The 23,502-nt window shown below is 71.7% G+C and carries 21 protein-coding genes and 1 riboswitch; of the genes, 5 read left to right on the forward strand and 16 right to left on the reverse strand.

Translation table 11 applies throughout. The features are described from left to right. Positions 1-5: 5 nt before the first annotated feature. From EIZ62_RS09025 to EIZ62_RS09045, 5 genes are all read right to left on the reverse strand, one after another. Entirely contained in the window at positions 6-1,757 is a 1,752-nt protein-coding gene (locus EIZ62_RS09025; protein ID WP_208827832.1) for an ABC transporter substrate-binding protein, read from the reverse strand. 86 nt (positions 1,758-1,843) lie between these two features. Continuing rightward, positions 1,844-2,842 (reverse strand): ABC transporter permease, encoded by a 999-nt coding sequence (locus tag EIZ62_RS09030; protein WP_156692183.1) that lies wholly within the window; start codon positions 2,840-2,842, stop codon positions 1,844-1,846. Between the two features lie 319 nt (positions 2,843-3,161). Then, the gene (locus EIZ62_RS09035) at positions 3,162-3,953 is read right to left on the reverse strand and encodes an enhanced serine sensitivity protein SseB C-terminal domain-containing protein (protein WP_156692184.1); all 792 of its coding nucleotides are present in this window, start codon (positions 3,951-3,953) and stop codon (positions 3,162-3,164) included. Positions 3,954-3,989: 36 nt separating this feature from the next. Beyond that, positions 3,990-4,736, reverse strand: coding sequence for an enhanced serine sensitivity protein SseB (locus EIZ62_RS09040; RefSeq protein ID WP_156692185.1), 747 nt, complete (start codon positions 4,734-4,736; stop codon positions 3,990-3,992). Positions 4,737-4,811: 75 nt separating this feature from the next. Next, a complete protein-coding gene (locus tag EIZ62_RS09045) occupies positions 4,812-5,480 on the reverse strand; it encodes an AAA family ATPase (protein WP_156692186.1) in 669 nt (222 codons plus the stop codon). A 173-nt stretch (positions 5,481-5,653) separates the two neighbouring features. Beyond that, positions 5,654-5,745, forward strand: a riboswitch (glycine riboswitch). A gap of 164 nt (positions 5,746-5,909) precedes the next feature. Here EIZ62_RS09045 and gcvT point away from each other — a divergent pair. From gcvT to EIZ62_RS09065, 4 genes are all read left to right on the forward strand, one after another. Then, entirely contained in the window at positions 5,910-7,025 is a 1,116-nt protein-coding gene (gcvT, locus tag EIZ62_RS09050; RefSeq protein ID WP_156692187.1) for a glycine cleavage system aminomethyltransferase GcvT, read from the forward strand. Between the two features lie 76 nt (positions 7,026-7,101). Then, the gene (gcvH, locus tag EIZ62_RS09055) at positions 7,102-7,479 is read left to right on the forward strand and encodes a glycine cleavage system protein GcvH (protein WP_156692188.1); all 378 of its coding nucleotides are present in this window, start codon (positions 7,102-7,104) and stop codon (positions 7,477-7,479) included. A 12-nt stretch (positions 7,480-7,491) separates the two neighbouring features. Then, entirely contained in the window at positions 7,492-8,751 is a 1,260-nt protein-coding gene (glyA, locus tag EIZ62_RS09060) for a serine hydroxymethyltransferase (protein WP_156692189.1), read from the forward strand. Between the two features lie 186 nt (positions 8,752-8,937). Further along, complete coding sequence (locus tag EIZ62_RS09065; RefSeq protein WP_156692190.1) at positions 8,938-10,308, forward strand: L-serine ammonia-lyase; 1,371 nt, start codon at positions 8,938-8,940, stop codon at positions 10,306-10,308. A gap of 81 nt (positions 10,309-10,389) precedes the next feature. Here EIZ62_RS09065 and EIZ62_RS09070 read toward each other — a convergent pair whose 3' ends face one another. From EIZ62_RS09070 to EIZ62_RS09105, 8 genes are all read right to left on the reverse strand, one after another. Then, positions 10,390-11,325: a CopD family protein gene (locus EIZ62_RS09070; protein WP_244375576.1), complete on the reverse strand. Its 936-nt coding sequence runs from the start codon at positions 11,323-11,325 to the stop codon at positions 10,390-10,392. Continuing rightward, positions 11,322-11,537, reverse strand: a complete 216-nt coding sequence (locus EIZ62_RS09075) for an EF-hand domain-containing protein (RefSeq protein WP_156692192.1) — start codon at positions 11,535-11,537, stop codon at positions 11,322-11,324. The genes EIZ62_RS09070 and EIZ62_RS09075 overlap by 4 nt, the downstream gene beginning before the upstream one ends. Before the next feature lie 96 nt (positions 11,538-11,633). Continuing rightward, positions 11,634-12,302, reverse strand: coding sequence for an ADP-ribosyltransferase (locus EIZ62_RS09080; protein WP_167536357.1), 669 nt, complete (start codon positions 12,300-12,302; stop codon positions 11,634-11,636). Positions 12,303-12,383: 81 nt separating this feature from the next. Continuing rightward, entirely contained in the window at positions 12,384-13,589 is a 1,206-nt protein-coding gene (locus tag EIZ62_RS09085; protein WP_156692193.1) for a YncE family protein, read from the reverse strand. A gap of 340 nt (positions 13,590-13,929) precedes the next feature. Further along, positions 13,930-14,433, reverse strand: a complete 504-nt coding sequence (locus EIZ62_RS09090; protein WP_156692194.1) for an ATP-binding protein — start codon at positions 14,431-14,433, stop codon at positions 13,930-13,932. A gap of 241 nt (positions 14,434-14,674) precedes the next feature. Further along, positions 14,675-15,442 carry an enoyl-CoA hydratase/isomerase family protein gene (locus tag EIZ62_RS09095; RefSeq protein ID WP_156692195.1) on the reverse strand — a complete coding sequence of 256 codons (768 nt, stop codon included), beginning with the start codon at positions 15,440-15,442 and terminating at the stop codon, positions 14,675-14,677. A 77-nt stretch (positions 15,443-15,519) separates the two neighbouring features. After that, complete coding sequence (locus EIZ62_RS09100) at positions 15,520-16,773, reverse strand: L,D-transpeptidase (protein ID WP_156692196.1); 1,254 nt, start codon at positions 16,771-16,773, stop codon at positions 15,520-15,522. Positions 16,774-16,971: 198 nt separating this feature from the next. Next, positions 16,972-18,207: a L,D-transpeptidase gene (locus EIZ62_RS09105; RefSeq protein WP_156692197.1), complete on the reverse strand. Its 1,236-nt coding sequence runs from the start codon at positions 18,205-18,207 to the stop codon at positions 16,972-16,974. Between the two features lie 320 nt (positions 18,208-18,527). Here EIZ62_RS09105 and glgX point away from each other — a divergent pair, with 320 nt between their 5' ends. Next, positions 18,528-20,666 carry a glycogen debranching protein GlgX gene (glgX, locus tag EIZ62_RS09110; RefSeq protein ID WP_425281872.1) on the forward strand — a complete coding sequence of 713 codons (2,139 nt, stop codon included), beginning with the start codon at positions 18,528-18,530 and terminating at the stop codon, positions 20,664-20,666. 182 nt (positions 20,667-20,848) lie between these two features. Here the strand turns inward: glgX and EIZ62_RS09115 are convergent, their stop codons facing one another. Genes EIZ62_RS09115 through EIZ62_RS09125 form a run of 3 tightly spaced genes read right to left on the reverse strand, consistent with a single transcriptional unit; the run spans position 20,849 to position 23,494 of the window. Continuing rightward, on the reverse strand, positions 20,849-21,514 hold the full coding sequence (locus tag EIZ62_RS09115; RefSeq protein WP_156692199.1) for a response regulator: 666 nt from the start codon (positions 21,512-21,514) through the stop codon (positions 20,849-20,851). Continuing rightward, the gene (locus EIZ62_RS09120) at positions 21,507-22,739 is read right to left on the reverse strand and encodes a sensor histidine kinase (protein ID WP_156692200.1); all 1,233 of its coding nucleotides are present in this window, start codon (positions 22,737-22,739) and stop codon (positions 21,507-21,509) included. The genes EIZ62_RS09115 and EIZ62_RS09120 overlap by 8 nt, the downstream gene beginning before the upstream one ends. A gap of 20 nt (positions 22,740-22,759) precedes the next feature. Next, positions 22,760-23,494, reverse strand: a complete 735-nt coding sequence (locus EIZ62_RS09125; protein ID WP_156692201.1) for an ABC transporter permease — start codon at positions 23,492-23,494, stop codon at positions 22,760-22,762. Between the last annotated feature and the right edge of the window lie 8 nt (positions 23,495-23,502).

The raw sequence follows: 23,502 nt of genomic DNA on the forward strand, positions 1-23,502 counted from the left end.
CGGGGCTACTTCTTCGTGGTGCCGATGTTGAGGTAGTCGTACTGGCCGCTCCAGGCCGCGGAGGCGGCCATGTTGGTGCCGTGCGGCGAGCGGTAGTTGAGGACCTTGAAGTACGACAGCGGGACGATGGCCGCCTGCTCCATGACCTTCTTGTCGACCTGGATGTAGGCGGCGTTGCGCGCGGCCTCGTCGGTGTTGGCGATGGCCTCGTCCAGCAGCTTGTTGATCGCCGGGTCGTTCAGCTCGGAGAGGTTGGTGTTGCCGGACTGGCCGATGGCCTTCCCGTGCACGACCTGCTGCAGGAAGCCGTAGCCGGTGGGCCAGTCGGCACCCCACTGCATCATCATCAGACCGATGTTCTCCTTCTTGGTGAAGGACGGGACACCGGCGTAGTCGGAGAAGTACTTCGACGACGGGTACTGCTTGATCCTGGCGTCGATGCCGACCTTCTTCAGCGCCTCGATGACCGCGGTGGCGGCGTCGATCTCGGGCTGGCGGTCGGCGCGCGCGGAGATGAAGGTGGAGAACTTCTCCTTGCCGCAGGCCTTCAGGTGCTGTTTGGCCTTGGCGACGTCGCCCTTGTTGCCCTCGGTCGGGTACAGGTCGAACTTCTCGTGGCCCGGGAGGTCGTTCGGCATCACCGTGGAGGCGATGTCACCGCGGATCGGACCGCCCATCGCGGTCTGCACGGACACCTTGTCGATGGCGTACTGGACGGCCTTGCGGCACTCGACGTTGTTGAACGGCGCCACCTGGGTGTTGATGGCCGTGTAGACGAGCCGGCCGCCGTAGGTGTTGTCCGTGTTGGCCTTCAGGTCGTCCTTGGCCATGACCTGGGCCTGCGTCTGGGCGTCGACGCCACCGCCCTTGAGGTCGGCGATCAGGTCGCCGGACATCAGGTCCTTGTCGATGGTGGCCTGGTTGACCTTGAGGTTCAGGACGATCTTGTCCGGGTACTGCTTGCGCAGCGGGTCGGTCTTGGCGTCCCAGTGCTCGTTGCGGACCAGGACGACCTGCTGGCCGTCCTTGTACGTCTCGAACTTGTAGGAGCCGGACGACAGGACGGACTTGGTGTAGTCCGTGCCCTTGTCCTTGGCCCTCGGGACCGGGGCGGTCTGCGGGGCGCTGACCAGGTAGTCGAAGTCCGCGAAGGGCTTGTTGAGCTTGAAGACGATGGTGTGGTCGTCCGGCGTCTGGATGGACGCCAGGCCCTTCTCGCTCTTGTCCTTGTACGGACCCTTGTACTTGGCGGGGTCGTCGAGGAGCTGCTGGAAGTAGTTCGGGCCGTTCGACAGCACGTCACGCGCGAAGTTGGACCGCTCGACCGCGTACTTGACGTCCTTGGACGTCACGGGGGTGCCGTCGCTGTACTTGACGCCCTTGCGGATCTTGTACGTCCACGTCTTGCCGCCGTCGCTCGGCACGCCCACGCTCTCGGCGAGGTCCGGGACCAGCTCGTTGCCCTTCTCGCCGGGGCCCGGCTTGAAGGTCGTCAGCGGACGCGCGTACAGCCGGCTGAAGTTGTAGATGAACGAGTAGTACGTGTTGCCCGGGTCGAACGACTCGGGGGCGTCGGCCATCGCGTAGGTGACCGTGCCGCCCTTCTGGTCCGAGACGTTGACGACACCCGTCGTCGCCGCGTTCGCCTTGGCGTTGCCCTTGGCGCTCGAGGTGCCGTCGTCCGCCTTGCTGCAGCCCGAGACGAGCAGGCTGGCACTGCTGACGACCGCGAGAGCGGCCACTACTGACCTTCGCATTTTCGTCGAACTCCCCTTTGTATTCGGAAAACGTGCCGGTACGGTCCCGGCCGGTGGTGCGGCCGCCGCGGAAGACGTGGCAGGCGTCAGCGGCTGCGCGGGTCGAGAGCGTCCCGGAGGCCATCACCGAGCAGGTTGAAGGCCAGTACGGTGATGAAGATCGCGAGGCCGGGGACGAGCATGAACTGCGGGTCGACCTGGAAGAAGTTGACGGCCTCCCTCAGCATGCCGCCCCACGAGGCCTGCGGTGGCTGGATTCCGACGCCGAGGAAGCTGAGCGACGCCTCGAAGATGATGTTGGTCGGAATGAGCAGTGTCGCGTAGACGGTGATCGGCCCCACGAGGTTCGGCAGCAGCTCGCGGAAGAGGATGTACGGGCCCTTCGCCCCCATCCCGCGCGAGGCGTCGATGAACTCGCGCTCGCGCAGGGCCAGGGTCTGGCCGCGCACGATACGGGCCATGTAGGGCCAGTTGAAGAACCCGATGACGAAGATCAGCACGCCGATGTGCAGCGGCAGGCCCTCCAGGCCGAAGGCGCCGCCCTGGAGCGTCGCCGAGATGGCGATGGCGAACAGCAGCAGCGGGAAGGCCAGGAAGGTGTCCATCAGCCGGCTGACGACGGTGTCCACCCGGCCGCCGTAGTACCCGGCGACCAGGCCGAGGACCACGCCGATGATGTTGGACAGGATCGTCGCGCCGAACGCCACGACCAGCGAGACCCAGGAGCCCTCCAGGATCCGGGCGAGGATGTCGCGCCCGAACTTCGGGTCCACGCCCAGCGGGTGGTCCAGGCTCATCCCGCCGAACCCGCCCTTGGGCAGCGAGGTGTTGGGATCGACCAGGTCCTGCTGGAAGGCGTTCGGGTCCAGGCCCAGCAGGGACTGGAGCGGCCGGGACAGCAGGGCGATCAGGATGAGCAGGACGACGATCACTCCGCCGGTCACGGCCAGCTTGTCCCGCTTGAAGCGGGTCCAGGCGATCTGGCCGAGCGAACGGCCCTCGATCTGCTTGGACTTGACGCCTGCCAGTACGGCCTCCGGCGCCGCCTCGGCCTGTGATCCGGTGGTCTCAATGGGTGCGGTCATCGTCCCTCGTGCTCGCCCGTGCCGACGGTCGCCGGCAGTGCTCGACGGACCGCCCGGATCTGCGGCGCGGCCCGTTCAGGGGAGTACGCGGATACGCCGGACGCATGTGTGACATTGCGCTGCACGCATGTGCGACCACCCCTGGTTGGGGGGAGTCTTCAATGGGTTCACGATCACCCGCCAGACCCCATCACGAATGTTTGCGCAACCGTGATGCGGGTCGTGTGCTTCCGCTATACGGACGCGACGGGCGGCTCAGCGGACCAACTCGGCCGCTATGGAAGCGAAACGGACAGGCGAAAACGGACAGGCGGGGAGGTCAGCCGCGGGGCGGGTAGCCGTACCCCGTACCGGGCACGACGGGCGCGGTGAGGTGCGCCTCGCGGTCGTAGAAGGGGCGGGCGTTCGCCCGGAGCCACATGGCCACCGGGTCGTGCTCGTCGGACATCGCGACCGTGGAGACGGGCAGGCCGTCGGGGACGGCGGCGATGGACTGCTGCATCATGGCGCGCACCGCGTCGACGGAGCCCTGGCCGGTGTCGTACAGGTCCAGCCCGATGGCGAGGTACGGGGTGCCGAGGGCGGGCTGGACCCAGGCGCGGCGCAGCGCGCGGACGGCGGGCGTGCGGTGGGCGTTCTGGGTGAGCAGGGCGTAGAACTGCGGGAGCTGGATGCCCGGTTCGGACAGCTTCAGCGGGCCCGCGGGCATCCGGTCGAGGCCGGTGGCGATCCGGCGCAGGTCGGGCCACGGGATGCCGACCCCGCCGCCCGGGGCGTGCGGGTTGAGCCAGACGCCCCAGTGGTCGGGGTAGAGGGCGCGGGCGATGTCACGGCCGGCGACGACCTCGTGGGCGCGGTTCCAGCCGGAGACGGCGAGCTCCTGGGCGGAGGTGACGCAGGGGGCGTACCCGAGGCCGTCGACCTCCATGTTGCCGTACTGGGCGTCGGGCGAGCCGGCCCGGCCGTGCCAGAGGAGCATCCACAGCCGGCCCTCGGCGAGGGCGTGCAGGAGTGCCTCGTAGGTGTCGTGGCGCCCGGGCGTCACCTGGCTCAGCATGTGCTCGACCTGTCCGGCCGCCGCTCCGGCCGCCGCGGTGCCTGACGCGCTCACCCTGGGTCCCGCCCCTCTTCCGTCCACCCGACCAGCTTATGCGTGCCCGCGCCGGTAGAAGGGCCGCACCTTCTCCAGCATCCAGTCGGCCACCGGGTCCTGTGCGACGTCGAGCAGCACCAGGTTGACCGGCCACGGCACCGCCGCCTGGGCCCGCCCCAGCGCCCGGCCGAGGGCGTCCATGGGTACGTTGCGCTCGGCGCCCTCCCAGGAGGAGAGCTGCACGCCGATGAAGAGGGACGGGCTGTCGCCCTCGACGCTCGCGAGGCAGCGGCGCGCGGTCAGCACCGTGCCGGTGGCGTCGAACTCGGCGGAGGCGGCGGACAGCAGGCCGACCGGGTCCTCCTGCCAGTCCGGCTCGAACAGCCGCACCCGGCCGCCGCTGGCCGGGCCGTCGAGCGGGGTGCGTCCGGCGCGGCAGAGCTCGGCGACCACGAGCGGGGGCAGTGGGGCGCCGACGGCGCCGCCGGGGTTCACGGCGATGCCGACCTGGGGCGGCAGGCCGCGGGCGAACTCGACGGCCGGGGCGACCGCGTAGGGCATGTGGGCGCCGGCGCAGGCGACGAACTGGGCCTCGGAGCTGAAGACCGGCACGTAGACCTGCCCGTCGAGGTCCAGGGTGGGCAGGTCCAGGTCGCGGCTGTCGGGTGCGCCGCCGTTCGGCAGGGGCACCCAGACGTGGCTGCGGCCCAGGACCTCGACGAGGCGGCCGCCGGCCGCGGGGTTGCCGAGCGAGGCGGCGAGCACCTCTTCGAGCTCGTTGCCCGGCCATGCAGTGTCCACTGGTGCTCCTGGTCCTTCCCCGCGTGTGCCTGTCGCTGCCCGCAGCACCCTAACGCGGGGCCGCGGGGCGGCGGATCAGGGGAACGCGATCCGGGTGAGCGCGGACGCGGCGGGCCGGTCCAGCAGGACCGCTGACGCGCACCCGCGCGGCACGACGCCCCGCTGCGCGTCCCGCACCAGGCGCCCCACCGCGCGGCGGTGCCGTCCGAAGGCGTACCCGGACACGCCGCGGCCCCGCTCGCGCTGGCCCTCCCGGGCGGTGCCGGGGGTGACGTCCAGCAGGACCAGGTGCAGGGCGCGGCCCCGCCGGGCGGCCTCCCGGGCGAGCCAGCGCCGCACCCAGGCCTGGGTGCCGCAGTCGTGGACGACGACGCTCCGCCCGGAGCGCAGCGTGCGCCACAGGCCCCCGTAGTGGGCGAGCCGGACGAGGGGGCGGTAGACCGCGTACGGCAGGAGGCCGGGCACGCGGCGCTCCCAGCGCTCCCGGGCGTCCTGCGAGTCGATGCCGAGGCCCTGGGCCGTCCGGGCGATCAGGGTGGACTTGCCGCTGCCGGGCAGGCCCGAGACGACCACCAGGTCGCCGGGCGCGAAGGTCAGCGCCCGGGGGCAGCGCCCGTCCCGGTCCCGCAGGTCGCGCACGACCGGCAGGGCGGGCGTCGCGGCCGCCCGGCCGCGCGCGGGCAGACCGGGCTGTGCGGGCACTCCCGTGGTGGTCGCGTACGCCCCGCTGTGCTGCAACGTCATCGCTACTCCCCCTGCTAGAACCCCTGCCGGATCCCTGGGTCGGTTGACCCGACCCTTGCCCAAGAAGTGTAAAGAAAGGGTAATAAGTCACAAGCGATTTGCCGAGGGGACACCGCGTGCAATGATGTGCGCGCCGACGCACATTCGTGCGCCACAACCGCATACCGGCCGCTTGAATCCGCGCGGGAGAGTTCCGGGTCCGCCCGGGCGCCGAAGGAGCAAGTTCCTCCCTTGAATCTCTCAGGCCCCGTACCGCGTGGATGAGGCAGATCTGAAAAGCGGGCCGCCCCGGCGGCTCCACCCAAGGTGCAAGCCGAGGACCGCGCGTACGGCGTACGCCGAGGTCACGGTGAACCTCTCAGGTTCCGATGACAGATGGGGAGGATCGTCTTCGAGCCATGCCCGCCCTGGGACCTGGGAGCCACATCCATGAGCACTGCCCCCCGCCTGACCGCCCTCGATGCCGTGCATCGTGCGCTGGGCGCGACCATGACCGACTTCGCGGGCTGGGACATGCCGCTGCGGTACGGGAGCGAGCGCGACGAGCACAACGCCGTCCGTACGAAGGCCGGACTCTTCGACCTCTCCCACATGGGTGAGATCACCGTCACAGGGCCGCAGGCAGCGGACTTCCTGAACTTCGCGCTCGTCGGCAACATCGGCAGCGTCGGCGTCGGCCGCGCCCGCTACACGATGATCTGCCAGGAGGACGGCGGCATCCTCGACGACCTGATCGTGTACCGGCTCGGCGAGACCGAGTACATGGTCGTCGCCAACGCCTCCAACGCGCAGATCGTGCTGGACGCCCTCACCGCCCGCGCCGGCGGTTTCGACACCGTCGTGCGCGACGACCGCGACGCGTACGCGCTGCTCGCCGTCCAGGGCCCGGAGTCGCCCGGCATCCTGAAGTCGCTGACCGACGCCGACCTGGACGGGCTGAAGTACTACGCCGGTCTGCCCGGCACGGTCGCGGGCGTCCCCGCGCTGATCGCCCGTACGGGTTACACGGGCGAGGACGGCTTCGAGCTGTTCGTGGAGCCGCGGCACGCCGAGCAGCTGTGGCGGGCGCTGCTGGAGGCGGGCGCCCCGGTGGGCCTGATCCCGTGCGGGCTGTCCTGCCGCGACACGCTGCGCCTGGAGGCGGGCATGCCGCTGTACGGGCACGAGCTGACGACGGCCCTGACCCCGTTCGACGCGGGGCTGGGCCGGGTGGTCAAGTTCGAGAAGGAGGGCGACTTCACCGGCCGGGAGGCCCTCACGGCCGCCGCCGAGCGGGCGCAGATCGCCCCGCCGCGCAAGCTGGTGGGCCTGATCGCCGAGGGCCGCCGGGTGCCGCGCGCCGGGATGTCCGTGGTCGCGGACGGCAAGGTGATCGGCGAGGTCACCTCGGGCGCCCCGTCGCCGACCCTGGGCCGGCCGATCGCCATGGCGTACGTGGACGCCGCGCACGCCGCGCCGGGCACCGAGGGGGTCGGCGTCGACATCCGCGGTACTCATGAGCCGTACGAGGTCGTTGCGCTTCCCTTCTACAAGCGCCAGAAGTGACCGCCCGCACCACCCGTCCGTCCACCCCGTCCACCCCGTGCACCAGCACTCCCCCGCGTACAGGAGAATTTGCGTCATGAGCAACCCCCAGCAGCTTCGCTACAGCAAGGAGCACGAGTGGCTGTCGGCCGCCGAGGACGGCGTGTCGGCGGTCGGCATCACGGAGCACGCGGCGAACGCCCTCGGCGACGTCGTGTACGTGCAGCTCCCCGAGGTCGGTGACACGGTGACCGCGGGTGAGACCTGTGGTGAGCTGGAGTCGACCAAGTCGGTCAGCGACCTGTACTCCCCGGTGACCGGCGAGGTCGTCGAGGCCAACCAGGACGTCGTCGACGACCCGTCGCTGGTGAACACCGCCCCGTTCGAGGGCGGCTGGCTCTTCAAGGTTCGTGTCGCGGAGGAGCCGAAGGACCTGCTCTCCGCCGACGAGTACACCGCGTTCTCCGGCAGCTAAGGACCCTCTCCGATGTCGCTTCTGAACACCCCTCTCCACGAGCTGGACCCGGACGTCGCCGCCGCCGTCGACGCCGAGCTCCACCGTCAGCAGTCCACCCTCGAGATGATCGCCTCGGAGAACTTCGCCCCGGTCGCGGTCATGGAGGCGCAGGGCTCCGTCCTGACCAACAAGTACGCCGAGGGCTACCCCGGCCGCCGCTACTACGGCGGCTGCGAGCACGTCGACGTGGTCGAGCAGATCGCCATCGACCGCATCAAGGAGCTCTTCGGGGCCGAGCACGCCAACGTCCAGCCGCACTCGGGCGCCCAGGCCAACGCCGCCGCGATGTTCGCGCTGCTCAAGCCGGGCGAAACGATCATGGGCCTGAACCTGGCCCACGGCGGTCACCTGACCCACGGCATGAAGATCAACTTCTCCGGCAAGCTCTACAACGTCGTCGCCTACCACGTCGACGACGCGACGGGCCAGGTCGACATGGCCGAGGTCGAGCGCCTCGCCAAGGAGTCCAGGCCGAAGCTGATCGTCGCCGGCTGGTCCGCCTACCCGCGCCGGCTGGACTTCGCCGCCTTCCGCCGGATCGCGGACGAGGTCGGCGCGTACCTGATGGTCGACATGGCCCACTTCGCGGGCCTGGTCGCCGCCGGTCTGCACCCCAACCCGGTGCCGCACGCCCACGTGGTCACCACCACGACCCACAAGACGCTGGGCGGCCCGCGCGGTGGCGTGATCATGTGCACGGCCGACCTCGCCAAGAAGATCAACTCCGCGGTCTTCCCCGGCCAGCAGGGCGGCCCGCTGGAGCACGTGATCGCGGCCAAGGCGGTCTCGTTCAAGGTCGCGGCGAGCGAGGAGTTCAAGGAGCGCCAGCAGCGCACCCTGGACGGCGCCCGCGCCCTGGCCGAGCGCCTGGTCCAGCCGGACGTCACCGAGCACGGCGTCTCGGTCCTGACCGGCGGCACCGACGTGCACCTGGTCCTGGTCGACCTGCGCGACAGCGAGCTGGACGGCCAGCAGGCCGAGGACCGGCTCCACGAGGTCGGCATCACCGTCAACCGCAACGCGGTCCCGAACGACCCGCGGCCCCCGATGGTCACCTCGGGTCTGCGGATCGGCACCCCGGCCCTGGCCACGCGCGGTTTCCAGGCGGAGGACTTCGCCGAGGTCGCCGACATCATCGCCGAGGCGCTGAAGCCGTCCTACGACGCGGACGCGCTGAAGGCCCGGGTCTCCGCCCTCGCCGCGAAGCACCCCCTTTACCCCGGTCTGTAATATTCATAGACGTTACGTACGTAACAGACTGGACTGCGGGGCACCGCGCACACTGAAGAGTGGGTGCGGTGCCCCGTCCCTTGCCCCCGCCTCCCCCCACCCGCCGCATCCCCCGCCCCACGCCCCATCGCGTTGTCCCTGCACCACCCCGGCAGACAGCGACGTCTTCCCACCAAGGAGTACCCCGTGGCCATCTCGGTCTTCGACCTGTTCTCGATCGGCATCGGCCCGTCCAGCTCCCACACGGTGGGCCCCATGCGCGCCGCCCGGATGTTCGCCCGCCGGCTGAAGAACGAGGGCCTGCTGGTCCCGACCGCCTCCGTCCGGGCGGAGCTGTACGGCTCGCTCGGCGCGACCGGGCACGGCCACGGCACCCCCAAGGCGGTCCTGCTGGGCCTGGAGGGCGACTCGCCCCGCACGGTCGACGTCGAGACCGCCGACGAGCGGGTCGAGCGGATCAAGGCCGACAAGCGCCTCAACGTGCTGGGCGCCCACGAGATCGGCTTCGACTTCGACGAGGACCTGGTCCTGCACCGCCGCAAGGCGCTGCCGTACCACGCCAACGGCATGACCCTGTGGGCGTACGACGCCGACGGCGCCGTCCTGCTGGAGAAGACGTACTACTCGGTCGGCGGCGGCTTCGTGGTGGACGAGGCGGCCGTGCAGGGCGAGAACCCGATCGTCCCCGACGACACGGTGCTGAAGTACCCGTTCCGGACCGGTGACGAGCTGCTGCGCCTCGCCGGGGAGACCGGCCTGTCGATCTCGGCGATGATGCTGGAGAACGAGAAGGCCTGGCGCACCGAGGAGGAGATCCGCGAGGGTCTGCTCGACATCTGGCGGGTCATGCAGGCCTGCGTCTCGCGCGGCATGTCCCGCGAGGGCATCCTGCCCGGCGGCCTGAAGGTCCGCCGCCGCGCCGCGAACACCGCCCGCAAGCTGCGCTCCGAGGGCGACCCGCAGGCGCTCGCCCTGGAGTGGATCACGCTGTACGCGATGGCGGTGAACGAGGAGAACGCCGCGGGCGGGCGGGTGGTCACCGCCCCGACGAACGGCGCCGCCGGCATCATCCCGGCGGTCCTGCACTACTACATGAACTTCGTCCCGGGCGCCGACGAGGACGGCGTGGTCCGCTTCCTCCTCGCGGCGGGCGCGATCGGCATGCTCTTCAAGGAGAACGCCTCCATCTCCGGCGCCGAGGTCGGCTGCCAGGGCGAGGTCGGCTCGGCGTGCTCGATGGCGGCGGGCGCGCTCGCCGAGGTGCTGGGCGGCAGCCCGGAGCAGGTGGAGAACGCCGCCGAGATCGGCATGGAGCACAACCTGGGCCTGACCTGCGACCCGGTGGGCGGCCTGGTGCAGATCCCGTGCATCGAGCGAAACGGCATGGCGGCGGTCAAGGCGGTCACCGCGGCGCGCATGGCGATGCGCGGCGACGGCAGCCACAAGGTCTCCCTCGACAAGGTCATCAAGACCATGAAGGAGACGGGCGCCGACATGAGCGTGAAGTACAAGGAGACCGCGCGCGGCGGTCTCGCGGTGAACATCATCGAGTGCTGACCCGCCGCCGCCCGGCTCCCCGCCGGAACGTTTCCCCGGGGCGCCGGGCCTGGCGGAGGCGCCGGGCCTAGGGAGTACGCCCTAGCGCAGACCCAGGCGCAGGCTGACCCAGTGCGGGTCGGGCACCACCGTCAGCAGCGCCGACACCACGACGACCAGGGCCAGCACCGCCAGCTCGGCGCGGGCCGGGGTCGTGGCGTCACCGGCGCGGCGCAGCCTGCGGCGGGCGGTGACGGCCAGCGCGCTGGCCACGGCGACCAGGGCCAGCTTCGCCAGCAGCAGCCTCCCGTACGCCGTCGTGACCACCACGTCGGCGGGGAGGCGGCGCAGCGCGGAGCAGGTGCCGGTGACGGCGAGCGCGACGTACAGCCAGCCGGCGAGGCGGGCGTAGCGGGCCAGCGCGTCCCGGCCGCCCCGGCGCAGCCGCATCGTCCGCAGCACGTACGCCAGGCCGCCCGCCCACAGGGAGGCGGCCGTCAGGTGGACCACCGTGAGGGCGATGCCCAGTTCAGGGGTGTACGGCTCGGGGTGGGCGCGCATCGCCTCCGCACCGACCACCAGGGCCAGCGGGGCGGCCGCCCAGCCGGGGCGGCCCAGCGCGACGCACCCGGCCGCCAGGGCGAAGCCGTTGGCCATGGCCAGCAGCAGCCCGCCGTCCCGGGTGCCGTAGGTGGCGGTGAGATCCAGGCCGCTGACGTCGGCGAGCAGCGCGATCTGCCCGGCCGACGCGGCGGCCCCGCCGAGGGCGGCCCACAGCGACAGGGCGCGCGGCAGGGCGCCCGGGCCGGCCAGCCGGACGCCCGCCAGCTCGCCGAGGTGCACCGCGAGCGCGGCGAACACGGCGACGCGCAGGCAGGTCGTCGCCCCGGCGGCGGGGATGTGCAGCTCCCCCGTGCCGCGCGCGGCGACGCCCGCGCCGGACACGGCGACCGCCAGGGCGACGGCCCCGCCGGCTGCGAGCAGCGCGCGGCGCCGCCCGGATCGCCGGACGGCGCCGTCTTCGGTGTCTACGGTCACGCCTTGTTGAGGTGCGCCCAGAACTCGTCGAAGGTGAGCTGCCCGTCGCCGTTGCCGTCCTGCGAGTTGATCACGGCCTGGGCGACGGTCTCCGTGACGTTGAAGTCGCCGAGCTGCGCCATGACGCTCTTGTACTCGGCGGCCGTGATGCGGCCGTCCCCGTTCACGTCGTACCGCTCGAACGCCTTGCGTGCCGCCTCGATGTCCGCCACTGGTCCACCCCTTCTTGGTGCATAACTGACGCCGGTCAGATTATCGGCAGGGGTGGTGGCTCATCGGCAGGGGTGGGGACGGGCAGGGCGGCGGGGTCAGCGGCGCCAGGGCTCGTAGTGCGGGTTGTCCTCGCACTCCGTCATGATCTCGGTCTTCTTCACCAGGTCGACCGGGCAGGCGCCGACGATGTGCTTGCGGGCGATGCCGCCGGGGAAGGCGACCTCTTCCTGATCGGCGTACTTGTGCGTGTCACCGATGGTCTTGTTGACGTCCACGCCCTTCGGGGCGTCCACGTAGTAGTTGAAGCCGCTCTTCCACTTCTTGTAGAGGTCATGGTCGTAGGAGGTCGAGACGTAGGGCGAGTCCTGGTTGACCAGGACGTACTTCTCGATGTCGTACTGGCCGTCGAGCGGCGCCTTCGGGTGGAAGCCCTGCTCGAAGATCACCGCGGGCGGGCGGTTGTCGGCACGGTAGAGCTGCTTGCAGTTGGCCCGCCAGGACGGGGCGGGGGTGATCCGGTCGGGGTCGACCCTGCGGTCGGCCGCCGGGTACAGCCGGTCCTCGACGACGGGGCAGCTCGCCGGGCCTTTCGCCGCGACGGCGAAGGCGGGGACGGCGGAGGCGGGGGCGGCGGGGGCGGCCGTGGCGACGGCGGAGGCGGTCCCGGTGGACGGGGTGGCCTCGGTGGAGGCCGCGGGCACGAGCACGGCGGCGACGGACATGGCGAGCAGGGCGGCGCGGCGCCGCAGGCGAGGTGTGATCACGGCGATCACCCTGTCGGCCGGGCGGCCCACCGCTGTGGATCTTCACCCGATCGGCGGCGTGTCAGCGGAAGACGCCGGGTGTCAGCGGAAGACGCCGGTGTGGCCGAGGGAGTACCGGCCGGGCTGGGGGTAGACGGCCAGGCCGTGCGGGCCGCCGCCGACCGGGATGCGGGCGAGCTGCTTGCCGGTGGTGGTGTCGATGGCGTACACCTCGGAGTCGTAGCGGCCGGACAGCCACAGCACCTTGCCGTCGGCGGAGACGCCGCCCATGTCCGGCGAACCGCCGTCCGGCAGCCACCACTTCTTGGTCAGCCTGTTCTTGGCGAAGTCGAAGACGGAGACGGAGCCCTCGCCGCGGTTGGGGATGTACATCTCCCTGGAGTCGCGCGAGACGTACAGGCCGTGGCAGCCCTTGCCGGTGGGCAGGAGCCGCGGGGTGGCGAAGGAGTCGCCGTCGAGCACCCACACGCCGTGCGCCATCATGTCGGCGACGTAGAAGGTCTTGCCGTCCGGTGAGATCTTCACGTCCTGCGGCATGGCGCCCTGGAAGGGCAGTTTCTGCTGGCCGACGACCTTCATCCGCTCGGTGTCGACCTTGAGCAGCTCACCGGAGAACTCGCAGCTGACGATGAAGTACCGGCCGTCGGCGGAGAAGTCGGCGTGGTTGACGCCGTAGCAGGAGACCGGTTCGGTGTGGCGCCGCTCCATGGTGTGCGGGTCGCGGAAGACGAGTTCCCGGTCGAGGGAGGCCATCACGACGGCGTACTTGCCGTGGGGCGTGAAGTAGAGGTTGTACGGGTCGTGGACGTCGACGTCCTTGCCCCGCTTGCCGGTGGCGGGGTCGATGGGGGTGAGCGTGTGGCCCCGGTTGTTGTTGACCCAGAGCGTCTTCAGGTCCCAGGACGGCACGACGTGCTGCGGCTGGACCCCGACGGGGATGGTCTCGATCACCTTGTACGTCTTGGGGTCGATGACCGAGACGGTGTTGGACAGCGTGTTGGGGACGTACACCCGGGACGGGAAGCCCTTGACCACCGGGGACAGCCGGCCGGGGCGGTCGGCCGCGTAGAGGTCCTTCGGGTCGAGGACGGGTGGCATGCCCGGCAGCCCCGCGGGGGCGGCCTTCCGCGGTACGGAGAGGGGGGCGGCGGCCTGGCTGCCGCGCGCCTCGGGCCGGTCGCCGCCGGTGCCGCACCCGGGGAGCGCCGCGGCGGCGGCGAGCAGGGCGGCGGCCGCGAGGAGGGTCTTCGATCGTCTCGTCAGGTGCAGCGTCGTCACGCGCCCCATTAGGGCGCCGGGCCGCGCGGTCCGCTCCCCCGGCGACAGGGCGGGCCGGGCGGAATTCCCGCACCAGTCACTGATTCACTCGCCGGATCCCATATTTCTTCATGGTTTGCGAGGCCCGTGGCCCATCTCACCTGCGATTCATTCGCCAGCTGGCCCGATTTGCTGATTTTGGGACGGTTTGCTCTTTTGGTGGCATGGCCCCCTGTCTGCGATAGTCGGAGAACACGACCCCCATTGACCCGGGCCAGGTCGTCCCGGCGGACGTGGACACACCCCCCACGCCGCCCACCAGGGAAGCCCCCGAGGCGCCGCACCCACGGCGCGAGGGGGCTTTCGTGCGTCAGCGGTCGGAGACGCGCATCTCGAACCAGGTGGTCTTGCCGCGCGGGAGCAGGTCCACGCCCCAGCGGTCGGAGAGCTTGTCGACGAGGAAGAGCCCGCGGCCGCTGGTGTCCAGCTCGTGCACCGGCATCAGACAGGGGAGCCCGCGGGAGGGGTCGCGCACCTCGATCCGGATCCATCCACGACGGCGCAGCATCCGGAGCCCGAAGACCCGCGCCCCGGTGTGCCGCACGGCGTTGCCGACGAGCTCGGAGACCAGGAGCACCGCGTGCTCGGCGATCTGCGGGGTCAGGCCCCACTGGCGCAGCACGACGCACTGCGTCAGCCGGCGGGCGGTCGCGGCGGACTCGGGGCGCGACGGCAGCCGCACCTCGTCCTCCGTCGGGTTGCCGAACAGTTCGAGCGCCTTGAGCGCCTGCTCGTCCTCCGCGGCGGGTACCCACCGCGCGGCGGTAGCGCCGCCGCGCTGCCCCGGTTGCTCCACACCTTCCAGCCCCGCCATGCCCACCATGATGGCCGCCCGGCCGGGCCCGCGTGGCCGTTCCCGCGGATTCGGCGCCCCGGGGCGTACCCGTCCCGGGGCGCCGTCCGGCATATGACAGCGGCACACGGCGGTGCGAAAAGCGGGTGTGACCTGCGGTGATACGACTGGCCCGAAAGGGTGGCCCGCGCGGACGACGCCAGAGCCTTAAGACCCCTTTAAGGCTGCCCTAAACCACCCGCAGGGCTGAACTCGCGCCCCGCTACAGGAACTTGGCCTTCCCCGGGCCCTCCTCCACGAAGCTGCGCATTCCGCGCTCCCGGTCCTCGGTGGCGAACAGCCCGGCGAACCAGTTGCGTTCGACGGTCAGACCGGTGTCGATGTCCGTCTCCAGGCCCGTGTCGACGGACTCCTTGGCCGCGCGCAGCGCCAGCGCCGGCCCCTGGGCCAGCTTCGCGGCCCAGGCGTGCGCCTGCTCGTACACCTCGGCCGCCGGTACGACCCGGTCGACGAGCCCCATCGTCAGGGCCTCGTCGGCCTTCACATGGCGTCCGGTGAAGATGAGGTCCTTGGCCTTGGAGGGCCCGACGAGGCGGGCGAGGCGCTGGGTGCCGCCCGCGCCGGGGATGAGGCCGAGGAGGATCTCGGGCTGGCCGAGCTTGGCGTTGTCGCCGGCGATGCGGAAGTCGGCGCACAGCGCCAGCTCGCAGCCGCCGCCCAGCGCGTACCCGGTGACGGCGGCGACGACGGGCTTGGGAATGCGGGCGACGGCGGTGAACGCGTCCTGGAGGCCCTTGGAGCGCAGCACCATGGCCGCGTGGTCCATCGCCTGCATCTCCTTGATGTCCGCGCCGGCCGCGAACACCTTCTCGCCGCCGTACAGCACCACGGCACGGACGTCGTCGCGGCGGGCCGCCTCCTCGGCGAGCTCGCGCAGCCGGTCCTGGGTGGCGACGTCCAGCGCGTTCATGGGCGGGCGGTCCAGACGGATGGTGCCGACGCCTTCGGAGACTTCGAGAGTGACTGTCATACGGGCAGGTTAGCCGCCGTTAACGACAAGGGGCCCGGTGCTGTCCGTCACAGCACCGGGCCCACGCGCCGGGAGTGTTACTTGATCCACTCCGACCACGGCATGTTCCAGCCGTTGAGACCGTTCTCGGGCTGGATCTGCTTGTCCTTGGAGTTCTTCACGACCACCACGTCACCGATGATCGACTGGTTGTAGAACCAGGCGGCCGGGGTCTTCCCGTCGTAGGCGCCGCGCACGTCCCGCAGTCCGACGCAGCCGTGGCTGACGTTGGCGGAGCCGAACGTGGAGCGCGAGGCCCAGTAGTTGCCGTGCACGAAGGTGCCGGAGGTGGACAGGCGCATCGCGTGCGGGACGTCCTTGATGTCGTACTCGCCGCCGAAGCCGACGGTGGCGCCGTTCATCCGGGTCACCTTGTACTTCTCGCTGATGACCATCTGGCCGTTGTACGTCGTCGTGGACGGCGCGCCCGCGGTGATCGGGATGGTCTTGATCAGCTTGCCGTCGCGGACGACCTTCATGGTCTTGGCGCTCGCGTCGACGGTGGACACCTGACTGCGGCCGACGGTGAACGTCACCGTCTTCTGCTGCTTGCCGTACACACCCGGGCGGCCCTCCACGCCGTCCAGGTTCAGCTGCACGGTCACCTTGGTGCCGGCGGCCCAGTACTTCTCGGGGCGGAAGTCGAGGCGGTCGTTGCCGAACCAGTGGCCCTCGATCGGCACGGACGGCACGGCGGTGACCTTGATGGCCTTCTCGACGGCCCCCGGGTCGGTGATGCCACGGGTGAAGTTGATCGAGACCGGCATGCCGACACCGACGGTCGAACCGTCCTCCGGCGTGTAGTGGCCGATGAAGGTGTTCTTCGGTACGAGGGTCGTGAAGGTGGTGTCCTTGGCCGACTCGCGCCCCTCGGCGTCCTCGGCGACCGCGTGCACCTTGTACTTGGTGCCGCCCGCCAGGTGCCGTACCGGCTCCCAGCTCGCGCCGTCACCCGCCAGCTTGCCCTCGACCCGGTTGCCCTTGGAGTCGGCGACCGTGACCGTGGTCAGCTTGCCCTTCTCGGCGGTGACCTTCAGGGCGCCGCTCGTGGCGACCGACGCGGCACCGTCCTTGGGCGCGACGGTCACGACGGCCTGCGAGGCCGCGTTCTTCACCGCGTCGCCGCCCTTGGGCTTCTCCCCGCCCTCGCCGCCGCTCGCGGAGTCCGAGCCCCCGCACGCCGTCACCAGCAGCAGCAACGCCCCCAGCAGCAGGGCCAGCAGCCCCTTGCCCGTCCCGGATCCGCTCCTGCCCGCCCCGGCCGACGCCCCCGATATCGGCTGCACGTCCACTTCGGTGTTCTCCCCTCGCACGGCCTGGCCCCGCCACGGCCCGCACCCCCGCACGCCGCGACTCGCGCGTGCACCGCGATAGATAATCACACCGCGGGCGCTGCGGAGCGCCCGCGAATGTCACCATTCAGTCCCAACGTGTCCAGGTCCGGGGCGGACCGTGCCGGAACGTGCGGGGGTGGCGGAGGGCCGCCGGACTCAGCGGAGGGCGGACCCGGCCCTCCAGTGGGCCCAGTCCATGTTCCAGCCGCCCAGGCCGTTGTCGGGAGACACCTTCCGGTCGGTCGAGTTGACCACCTCCACGACGTCCCCGATCAGCGTCCGCTCGAAGAACCAGCCCGCCGGGGAGTCCTCGCTGCCGCCCTTCTCGTCGTGCAGCCCCACGCACCCGTGACTGACGTTGGCGGTGCCGAACGTGGACCGGGGCGCCCAGTAGTTGCCGTGCAGGAAGGTCCCCGAGTCGGTCAGCCGCATCGCGTGCGGTACGTCCTTGATGTCGTACTCGCCCTTGCCGTCCTTCTTCTTGAAGCCGACGGTGGCCCCGTTCATCCGCGTCACGTCGAACAGCTCCGTCACCACCATCTTCCCGTTGTACGTGGTGGTCTTCGGCGCCCCGGCCGTGATCGGCAGCGTCTTGACCAGCTCGCCGTCCCGCCGCACCTCCATGGTGTGCTTCTCCGCGTCCACCCGGGAGACCTGCGAGCGGCCGACGGTGAACCCGATGGTCTTGTGCTGGATCCCGTACACCCCGGGCGCCCCCTCGACGTCCCGCAGCCGCAGGTCGACGGTGACCTCGGTGCCCGGCTGCCAGTAGGCGCGGGGGCGGAAGTCGAGGCGTTCCTTGCCGAACCAGTGGCCGGACACCTCCACCGCCGGGCGGGAGGTGATCCGGATGGCGCGTTCGACGGCGGCGCGGTTCTCGATCGGCCGGTTGAAGCCGAAGGAGACGATCATGCCGGTGCCGACGGTCGAGCGGTTCTCCGGCTTGAAGTAGCCGATGAACCGGTGCTCGGGCACGGCGGTGGTGAACGTGGTGTGCCGGGCGGACCGCCTGCCGTGCGCGTCGAGCGCGACGGCGTCCACGCTGTACTTGGCGGCCAGCGCGAGCCGCGCCCCGGCCGCCGGGCGCCAGCGCAGCCCGTCCTCGGAGATCGCGCCGGGCACCTCCACCGGCTGGGAGTCCTCGACCTTCACCACCTTGACCCGTTCCAGCCGCCCGCTCGGTACGCGCACCTCCACCCTGCCGTCGGGGGCGACGCCCTTCGCCCCGTCGTCCGGCGTCACCCGGATGGTGTCCTCGGGCGACCGCCCCTTGCCGCCGATGCCGATGTCCAGACCCCCGTCACTGGTGCACCCGGCCAGCCCCGCCATCAGCCCTGCACATGTCATGGCAGCGGCGATGCCGAGCCCTGCCCGCTTCAGTACGTGTCTCACGATGCGACCAACGAGTGCCACCCTCCAGGGGAAACGTGAGTGCGGGTCATGTTGGGATGCGGGCCATCCGGGCAGAACAGGTGCAGGACCATGTGCAGGACCAAGCGCGGGGCCGCGGCAGGGACGCCGCGGCCTCGCGGCGAGTGAGCCGCCATGATGTGGGAGCCGCGGGAGGCCGGCAGGTGTCGAGCGCAGCCGAGCAGCAGGCAGTGCAGCGTGCGGTGGGTGACGCACTGCTGGACGGGAGGCCCGCCTCCGCGGGGGCACGGCGACCGGGGCCGCACGGGTCGCCCCGGGATTCCGGCAGGCCCGCCCCACCCGTGTGGCCGGGCGCGCCCACCCCGCTGGGGGCCCGTTTCCGGGCCGGGCCGGGCGGGGCGTCGGGGACGAACTTCGCGCTCTGGGCGGGCGGGGCTGAGGCGGTGGAACTGTGCCTGTTCGACGAGGACGGCACCGAGACCCGGCTCCCGCTGTCCGAGCTGACGCACGAGATCTGGCACGGCTTCGTCCCGGGCGTGCGACCGGGGCAGCGGTACGGCTACCGGGTGCACGGCCGCTGGGACCCGTGGACGGGGGCCCGCTGGAACGCGGCGAAGCTGCTGCTGGATCCGTACGCGCGGGCGGTGGACGGTGATTTCCGGCTGCCGCCGGAGGTGTACGGGCACGTGCGGGACTGGCCGGAGCAGCAGGTCGCGGACACCGTGCGCGACACGCGGGACTCGGCGCCGTTCGTCCCCAAGGGCGTGGTGGTCCATGACGACGACGACTGGTCCGACGACCGGCGGCCGAAGACGCCGTGGGCGGACTCGGTCATCTACGAGGTCCATGTGCGGGGCTTCACGATGCGGCATCCGGGCATCCCGGAGGAGCTGCGGGGCACGTACGCGGGGCTCGCGCACCCGGCGGCGATCGAGCATCTGGTGTCGCTGGGGGTGACGGCGGTGGAGCTGCTGCCGGTGCACCAGTTCGCGCACGAGGACCACCTGCTGCGGCGGGGCCTGCGGAACTACTGGGGTTACAACTCGATCGGCTACTTCGCGCCGCACGCCGCGTACAGCGCGTCGGGCACGGCGGGGCAGCAGGTGGGCGAGTTCAAGCGGATGGTGAAGGCGCTGCACGCGGCGGGCATCGAGGTCGTCCTCGACGTGGTGTACAACCACACGGCCGAGGCGAGCGAGCTGGGCCCGATGCTGTCGCTGCGGGGGATCGATAACCGCGGCTACTACCGGCTGGCCGCCGACGCCCGCCGGTACGCCGACTACACGGGCTGCGGCAACACCCTGAGCGTCGTCCAGCCGCACGTGCTGCGCCTGATCACCGACTCGCTGCGCTACTGGGTGACGGAGATGGGCGTCGACGGGTTCCGGTTCGACCTGGCGGCGGCGCTGGCGCGGTCGATGCACGACGTGGACATGCTCTCGCCGTTCCTGGCGACGATCGCCCAGGACCCGGTGCTGCGGCGGGTGAAGCTGATCGCCGAGCCGTGGGACGTGGGCAACGGCGGCTACCAGGTGGGGGCGTTCCCGCCGCTGTGGACGGAGTGGAACGACCGCTACCGGGACGCGGTGCGCGACTTCTGGCGGGGCGCCCTGCCCGACGTGCGGGACCTGGGCTACCGGTTGTCGGGATCGAGCGACCTGTACGCGTGGGGCGGGCGGCGGCCGTACGCGTCGGTCAACTTCATCACGGCCCACGACGGGTTCACGCTGCGCGACCTGGTCAGTTACGAGGCGAAGCACAACGAGGCCAACGGGGAGGGCAACCGGGACGGCACCAACGACAACCGGTCCTGGAACTGCGGCGCCGAGGGCGAGACCGACGACCCGGCGGTCAACGCGCTGCGGCGACGGCAGGTGCGGAACCTGCTGACCACCCTGCTGCTGTCGACCGGCGTGCCGATGCTGGTGGCGGGCGACGAGATGGGCCGCACACAGGGCGGCAACAACAACGGGTACTGCCAGGACAACGAGCTGGGCTGGGTCGACTGGTCCCTCCCGGAACGGGCCGGGCCGCGCGGCCTGCTGGACCTGACGTCCCGGCTGCTGGCGCTGCGGCACGCCCACCCGGTGCTGCGGCGCCGCGCGTTCTTCTCGGGCCGCCCGCAGGCCGCGGACGGGCTGCGGGACCTGGCGTGGTTCACGGCGGCGGGCGCGGAGATGACGGAGGGCGACTGGTACGCGCGTACCGCGACGATCGGGATGTACCTGTCGGGGCGGGACATCCCGGGGCGGGACGCGCGCGGGGAGCCGGTCACGGACGACAGCTTCCTGGCGGTCCTGCACGCGGGCGCCGAGCCGGTGGACTTCCGCCTCCCGGGGGCGCCGTGGGCGGAGGCGTACGAGCTGGTGGTGGACACGGCGCGGGAGGACCAGGCGGAGGCGCCGGGCACGGTGCACCCGGGCGGGGAGGTGGTGGAGGTGCCGGCGAGGTCGGTGCTGCTGCTGAGGGTGCGCGGCTAGGGCGTGTTTCGAAAGTAGCGTCGTCCGCCCGGAGGGCGGGGCCGGGGGCGTCTGGTGCGTGCGATCGCAAGGCGGAGGTCGGAGAGCGCAGCGGGCTGCGCCGACGGCCGACAACGCCGCGAGGGTGCGTGCCAGGCGTTCCCGGCCAGACGGGACTTTCGAAACACGCCCTAGGGCCGGGGTCAGCCGTCGCCGCGGCCGAGGATGCCGCGTTCGTAGGCGACGGCGACGGCGGCGGCGCGGTCGGCCACGTCCAGTTTGGCGTAGATGTGGGTGAGGTGGGTCTTGACGGTCGCCTCACTGATGAACAGCTCGGCCGCGATGCGGCGGTTGGACGTGCCGCGGGCGACGAGGGCGATGACCTCGCGTTCGCGGGCGGAGAGCGCCTCGCCGGGGCCTCCCGGTGCGGCCGGGGAGCGGACGGCGCCGACGAGCCGGGTCGCGACGGCGGGCGAGAGCACGGTGCGGCCGTCGGCGGCGGCCCGTACGGCGGTGAACAGGTCCTCGCGCGGGGCGTCCTTGAGGAGGTAGCCGGTGGCGCCCGCCTCGATCGCGGGGATGGTGTCGGAGTCGGTGTCGTACGTGGTGAGGACGAGGACCTTGGCGCGGGCGCCGCGGCGGGTCAGTTCGCGGATGGCGTCCACGCCGCCGCCGCCGGGCATGCGCAGGTCCATCAGGACGACGTCGGGGTCCAGGCGCAGCGCGCTCTCCACGCCCCGTACTCCGTCCGGGGCCTCGCCGAGGACCTGGAAGCCGGGTTCGGTGGCGAACATGCCGCGCAGGCCGTCGCGTACGACGGGGTGGTCGTCGACGATCAGGAGCGTGATGGTGCGTGCCGGGTCAGCCATGGGGCACCAACGGTACGCGAGCCGACACCGCCGTACCGGCGCCCGGTTCGGACTCGACGGAGACGGAGCCGGCGAGGCGGGCGGCCCGGGCGCGCATGCCGTCGAGGCCGAAGCCGCCGGTGCGGGAGCGGGGCGGCAGGGCGGCGGGGTCGAAGCCGCGTCCGTCGTCGCGTACGTCGAGGGTGACCTCGTCGCCCATGTAGGACAGGGTGACGCCGGCGCGGGAGGCGTGGGCGTGGCGGCCGGTGTTGGCGAGGGCCTCCTCGGCGATGCGCAGGAGGCCGGCGGCCAGCTCGTCGTGCAGGGCCTCCTCGGTGCCGGTGACGGTGAACCGGGCGGCTACGCCGGTGCGTTCGGACCAGGTGGTGACGGTCTTGTGCAGCGCGTCGGGGAGGCTGCCGTGTTCCAGGGCGGCGGGGCCGAGGTCGTGCACGGAGCGGCGGGCCTCGCCCAGGCTGTGCCGGGCCAGCGCGGTGGCGCGGTCCAGGTGCCGGCGTGCGGCGTCGGGGTCCTGGGTGGCGGTGACGGCCTGGAGCTGGGCGATGATGCCGGTCAGGCCCTGGGCGATGGTGTCGTGGATCTCGGCGGCCAGCCGGCGCCGCTCGTCGGCGACGCCGGCTTCCCTCGCCTGGACGAGGAGCTGGGCGTGGAGGCCCGCGTTCTCGGTGAGGGCCTGTTCCAGGCGGGTGTTGGCGCGTTCCAGCTCGGTGATGGTGGCGGAGCGTTCGGCGGTCCGCTCGGCCTCCTTGTCGCCGAGGTGGGCGAAGAGCAGGGCAAGGCAGACGTTGAGCACCAGCAGGGCCGCGAACAGCAGCCACTGCACGAGGCCGGCCGGCGGCAGCCCGCCGGACTGGGAGCCGGCCATGGTGACGGCGGTGGCCAGGAGCCCGGCGCGGGTGACCCGGGCGGGCAGCAGCCGGGCGGCGTCGAAGTACCCGATGACGGCGAAGATGGCGAACAGCGGGTTCAGCCAGGTCAGGGCGGCGGCGAGCACGGTCCGTGCGGTGAAGTACACCTGGCCGCGGGCGGTGTGGCCGGGCTCCGGCGCGCCCTGCCACAGCTGGAGGGCGACGGTGGCGGCCAGGAGGCCGCCCGCCGCGTACACCTCGGTGCGCGTCATGAAGAAGTGGGCGGTGGCCGCGCCGATGGCGGTGGCGAGGGCCAGCAGCGCGTAGGGGCCCCAGCGGAAGAACTGGTCCCATCGTTCCTCGACGGTCGTCGTCATGGCGGCATTCTCGCGGTGGCTCACTCCCAGCGGAACCAGCGGGCCGCCGCCCAGGTCAGCAGCGCGGTCCACAGGGCCAGCACGCCCAGGTGGGTCCAGCCGGGCCAGCCGCCCGCCGCCGCGTTGTCCAGTGCCTCGGACGCGGCGCCGAACGGGGTGAGGTGGACGATGCTCCGCAGGGTGTCCGGCATGACCTGGACGGGCACCCAGACGCCGGCGGTGAACATCGTGGGGAAGAACACGGCCGAGCCGACGGCCGTGGCGACCTTCTGGGTGCGGGAGACGGCACACACGGTGGCGCCGAGGGCGAGGGCGACCGCCACGGCGAGGAGCAGCGCCACGAGGTATCCGGCGGGCTGCTGCGGGAGGCGTACGCCGAAGGCGGTCCGGCCGACGGCGATCACCGCGCCGGCGGACAGCAGCGCCACGGCGCCGTGGACGGTCAGCTGGGCGGTGAGGAGGGCGGACGGCCGGACGGGGGTGGTGGACATGCGGCGCAGGATGCCGCGCTCGCGGTAGCCGGTGAGGACCGGGGGCATGGCCTGGAGTCCGGACATGATCAGGGCGAAGAGCACGGAGATCGGTACGTACAGGTCGATGACGCGGAGGCCGCCGAGGTCGTCGGACGGTTCCCGGAAGGAGGGGATGAGCCCGAGGATCACCAGGAGGAGGGCCGGGGAGACGAGCACCCAGAACAGGGAGCCGGGTTCGCGGGCGAAGAGGCGCGCCTCGGTCTTCAGGACGGTGCTGTTCATCGGTCGGC

This window comes from Streptomyces ficellus (genome assembly GCF_009739905.1).
GTDB lineage: Bacteria > Actinomycetota > Actinomycetes > Streptomycetales > Streptomycetaceae > Streptomyces > Streptomyces ficellus_A.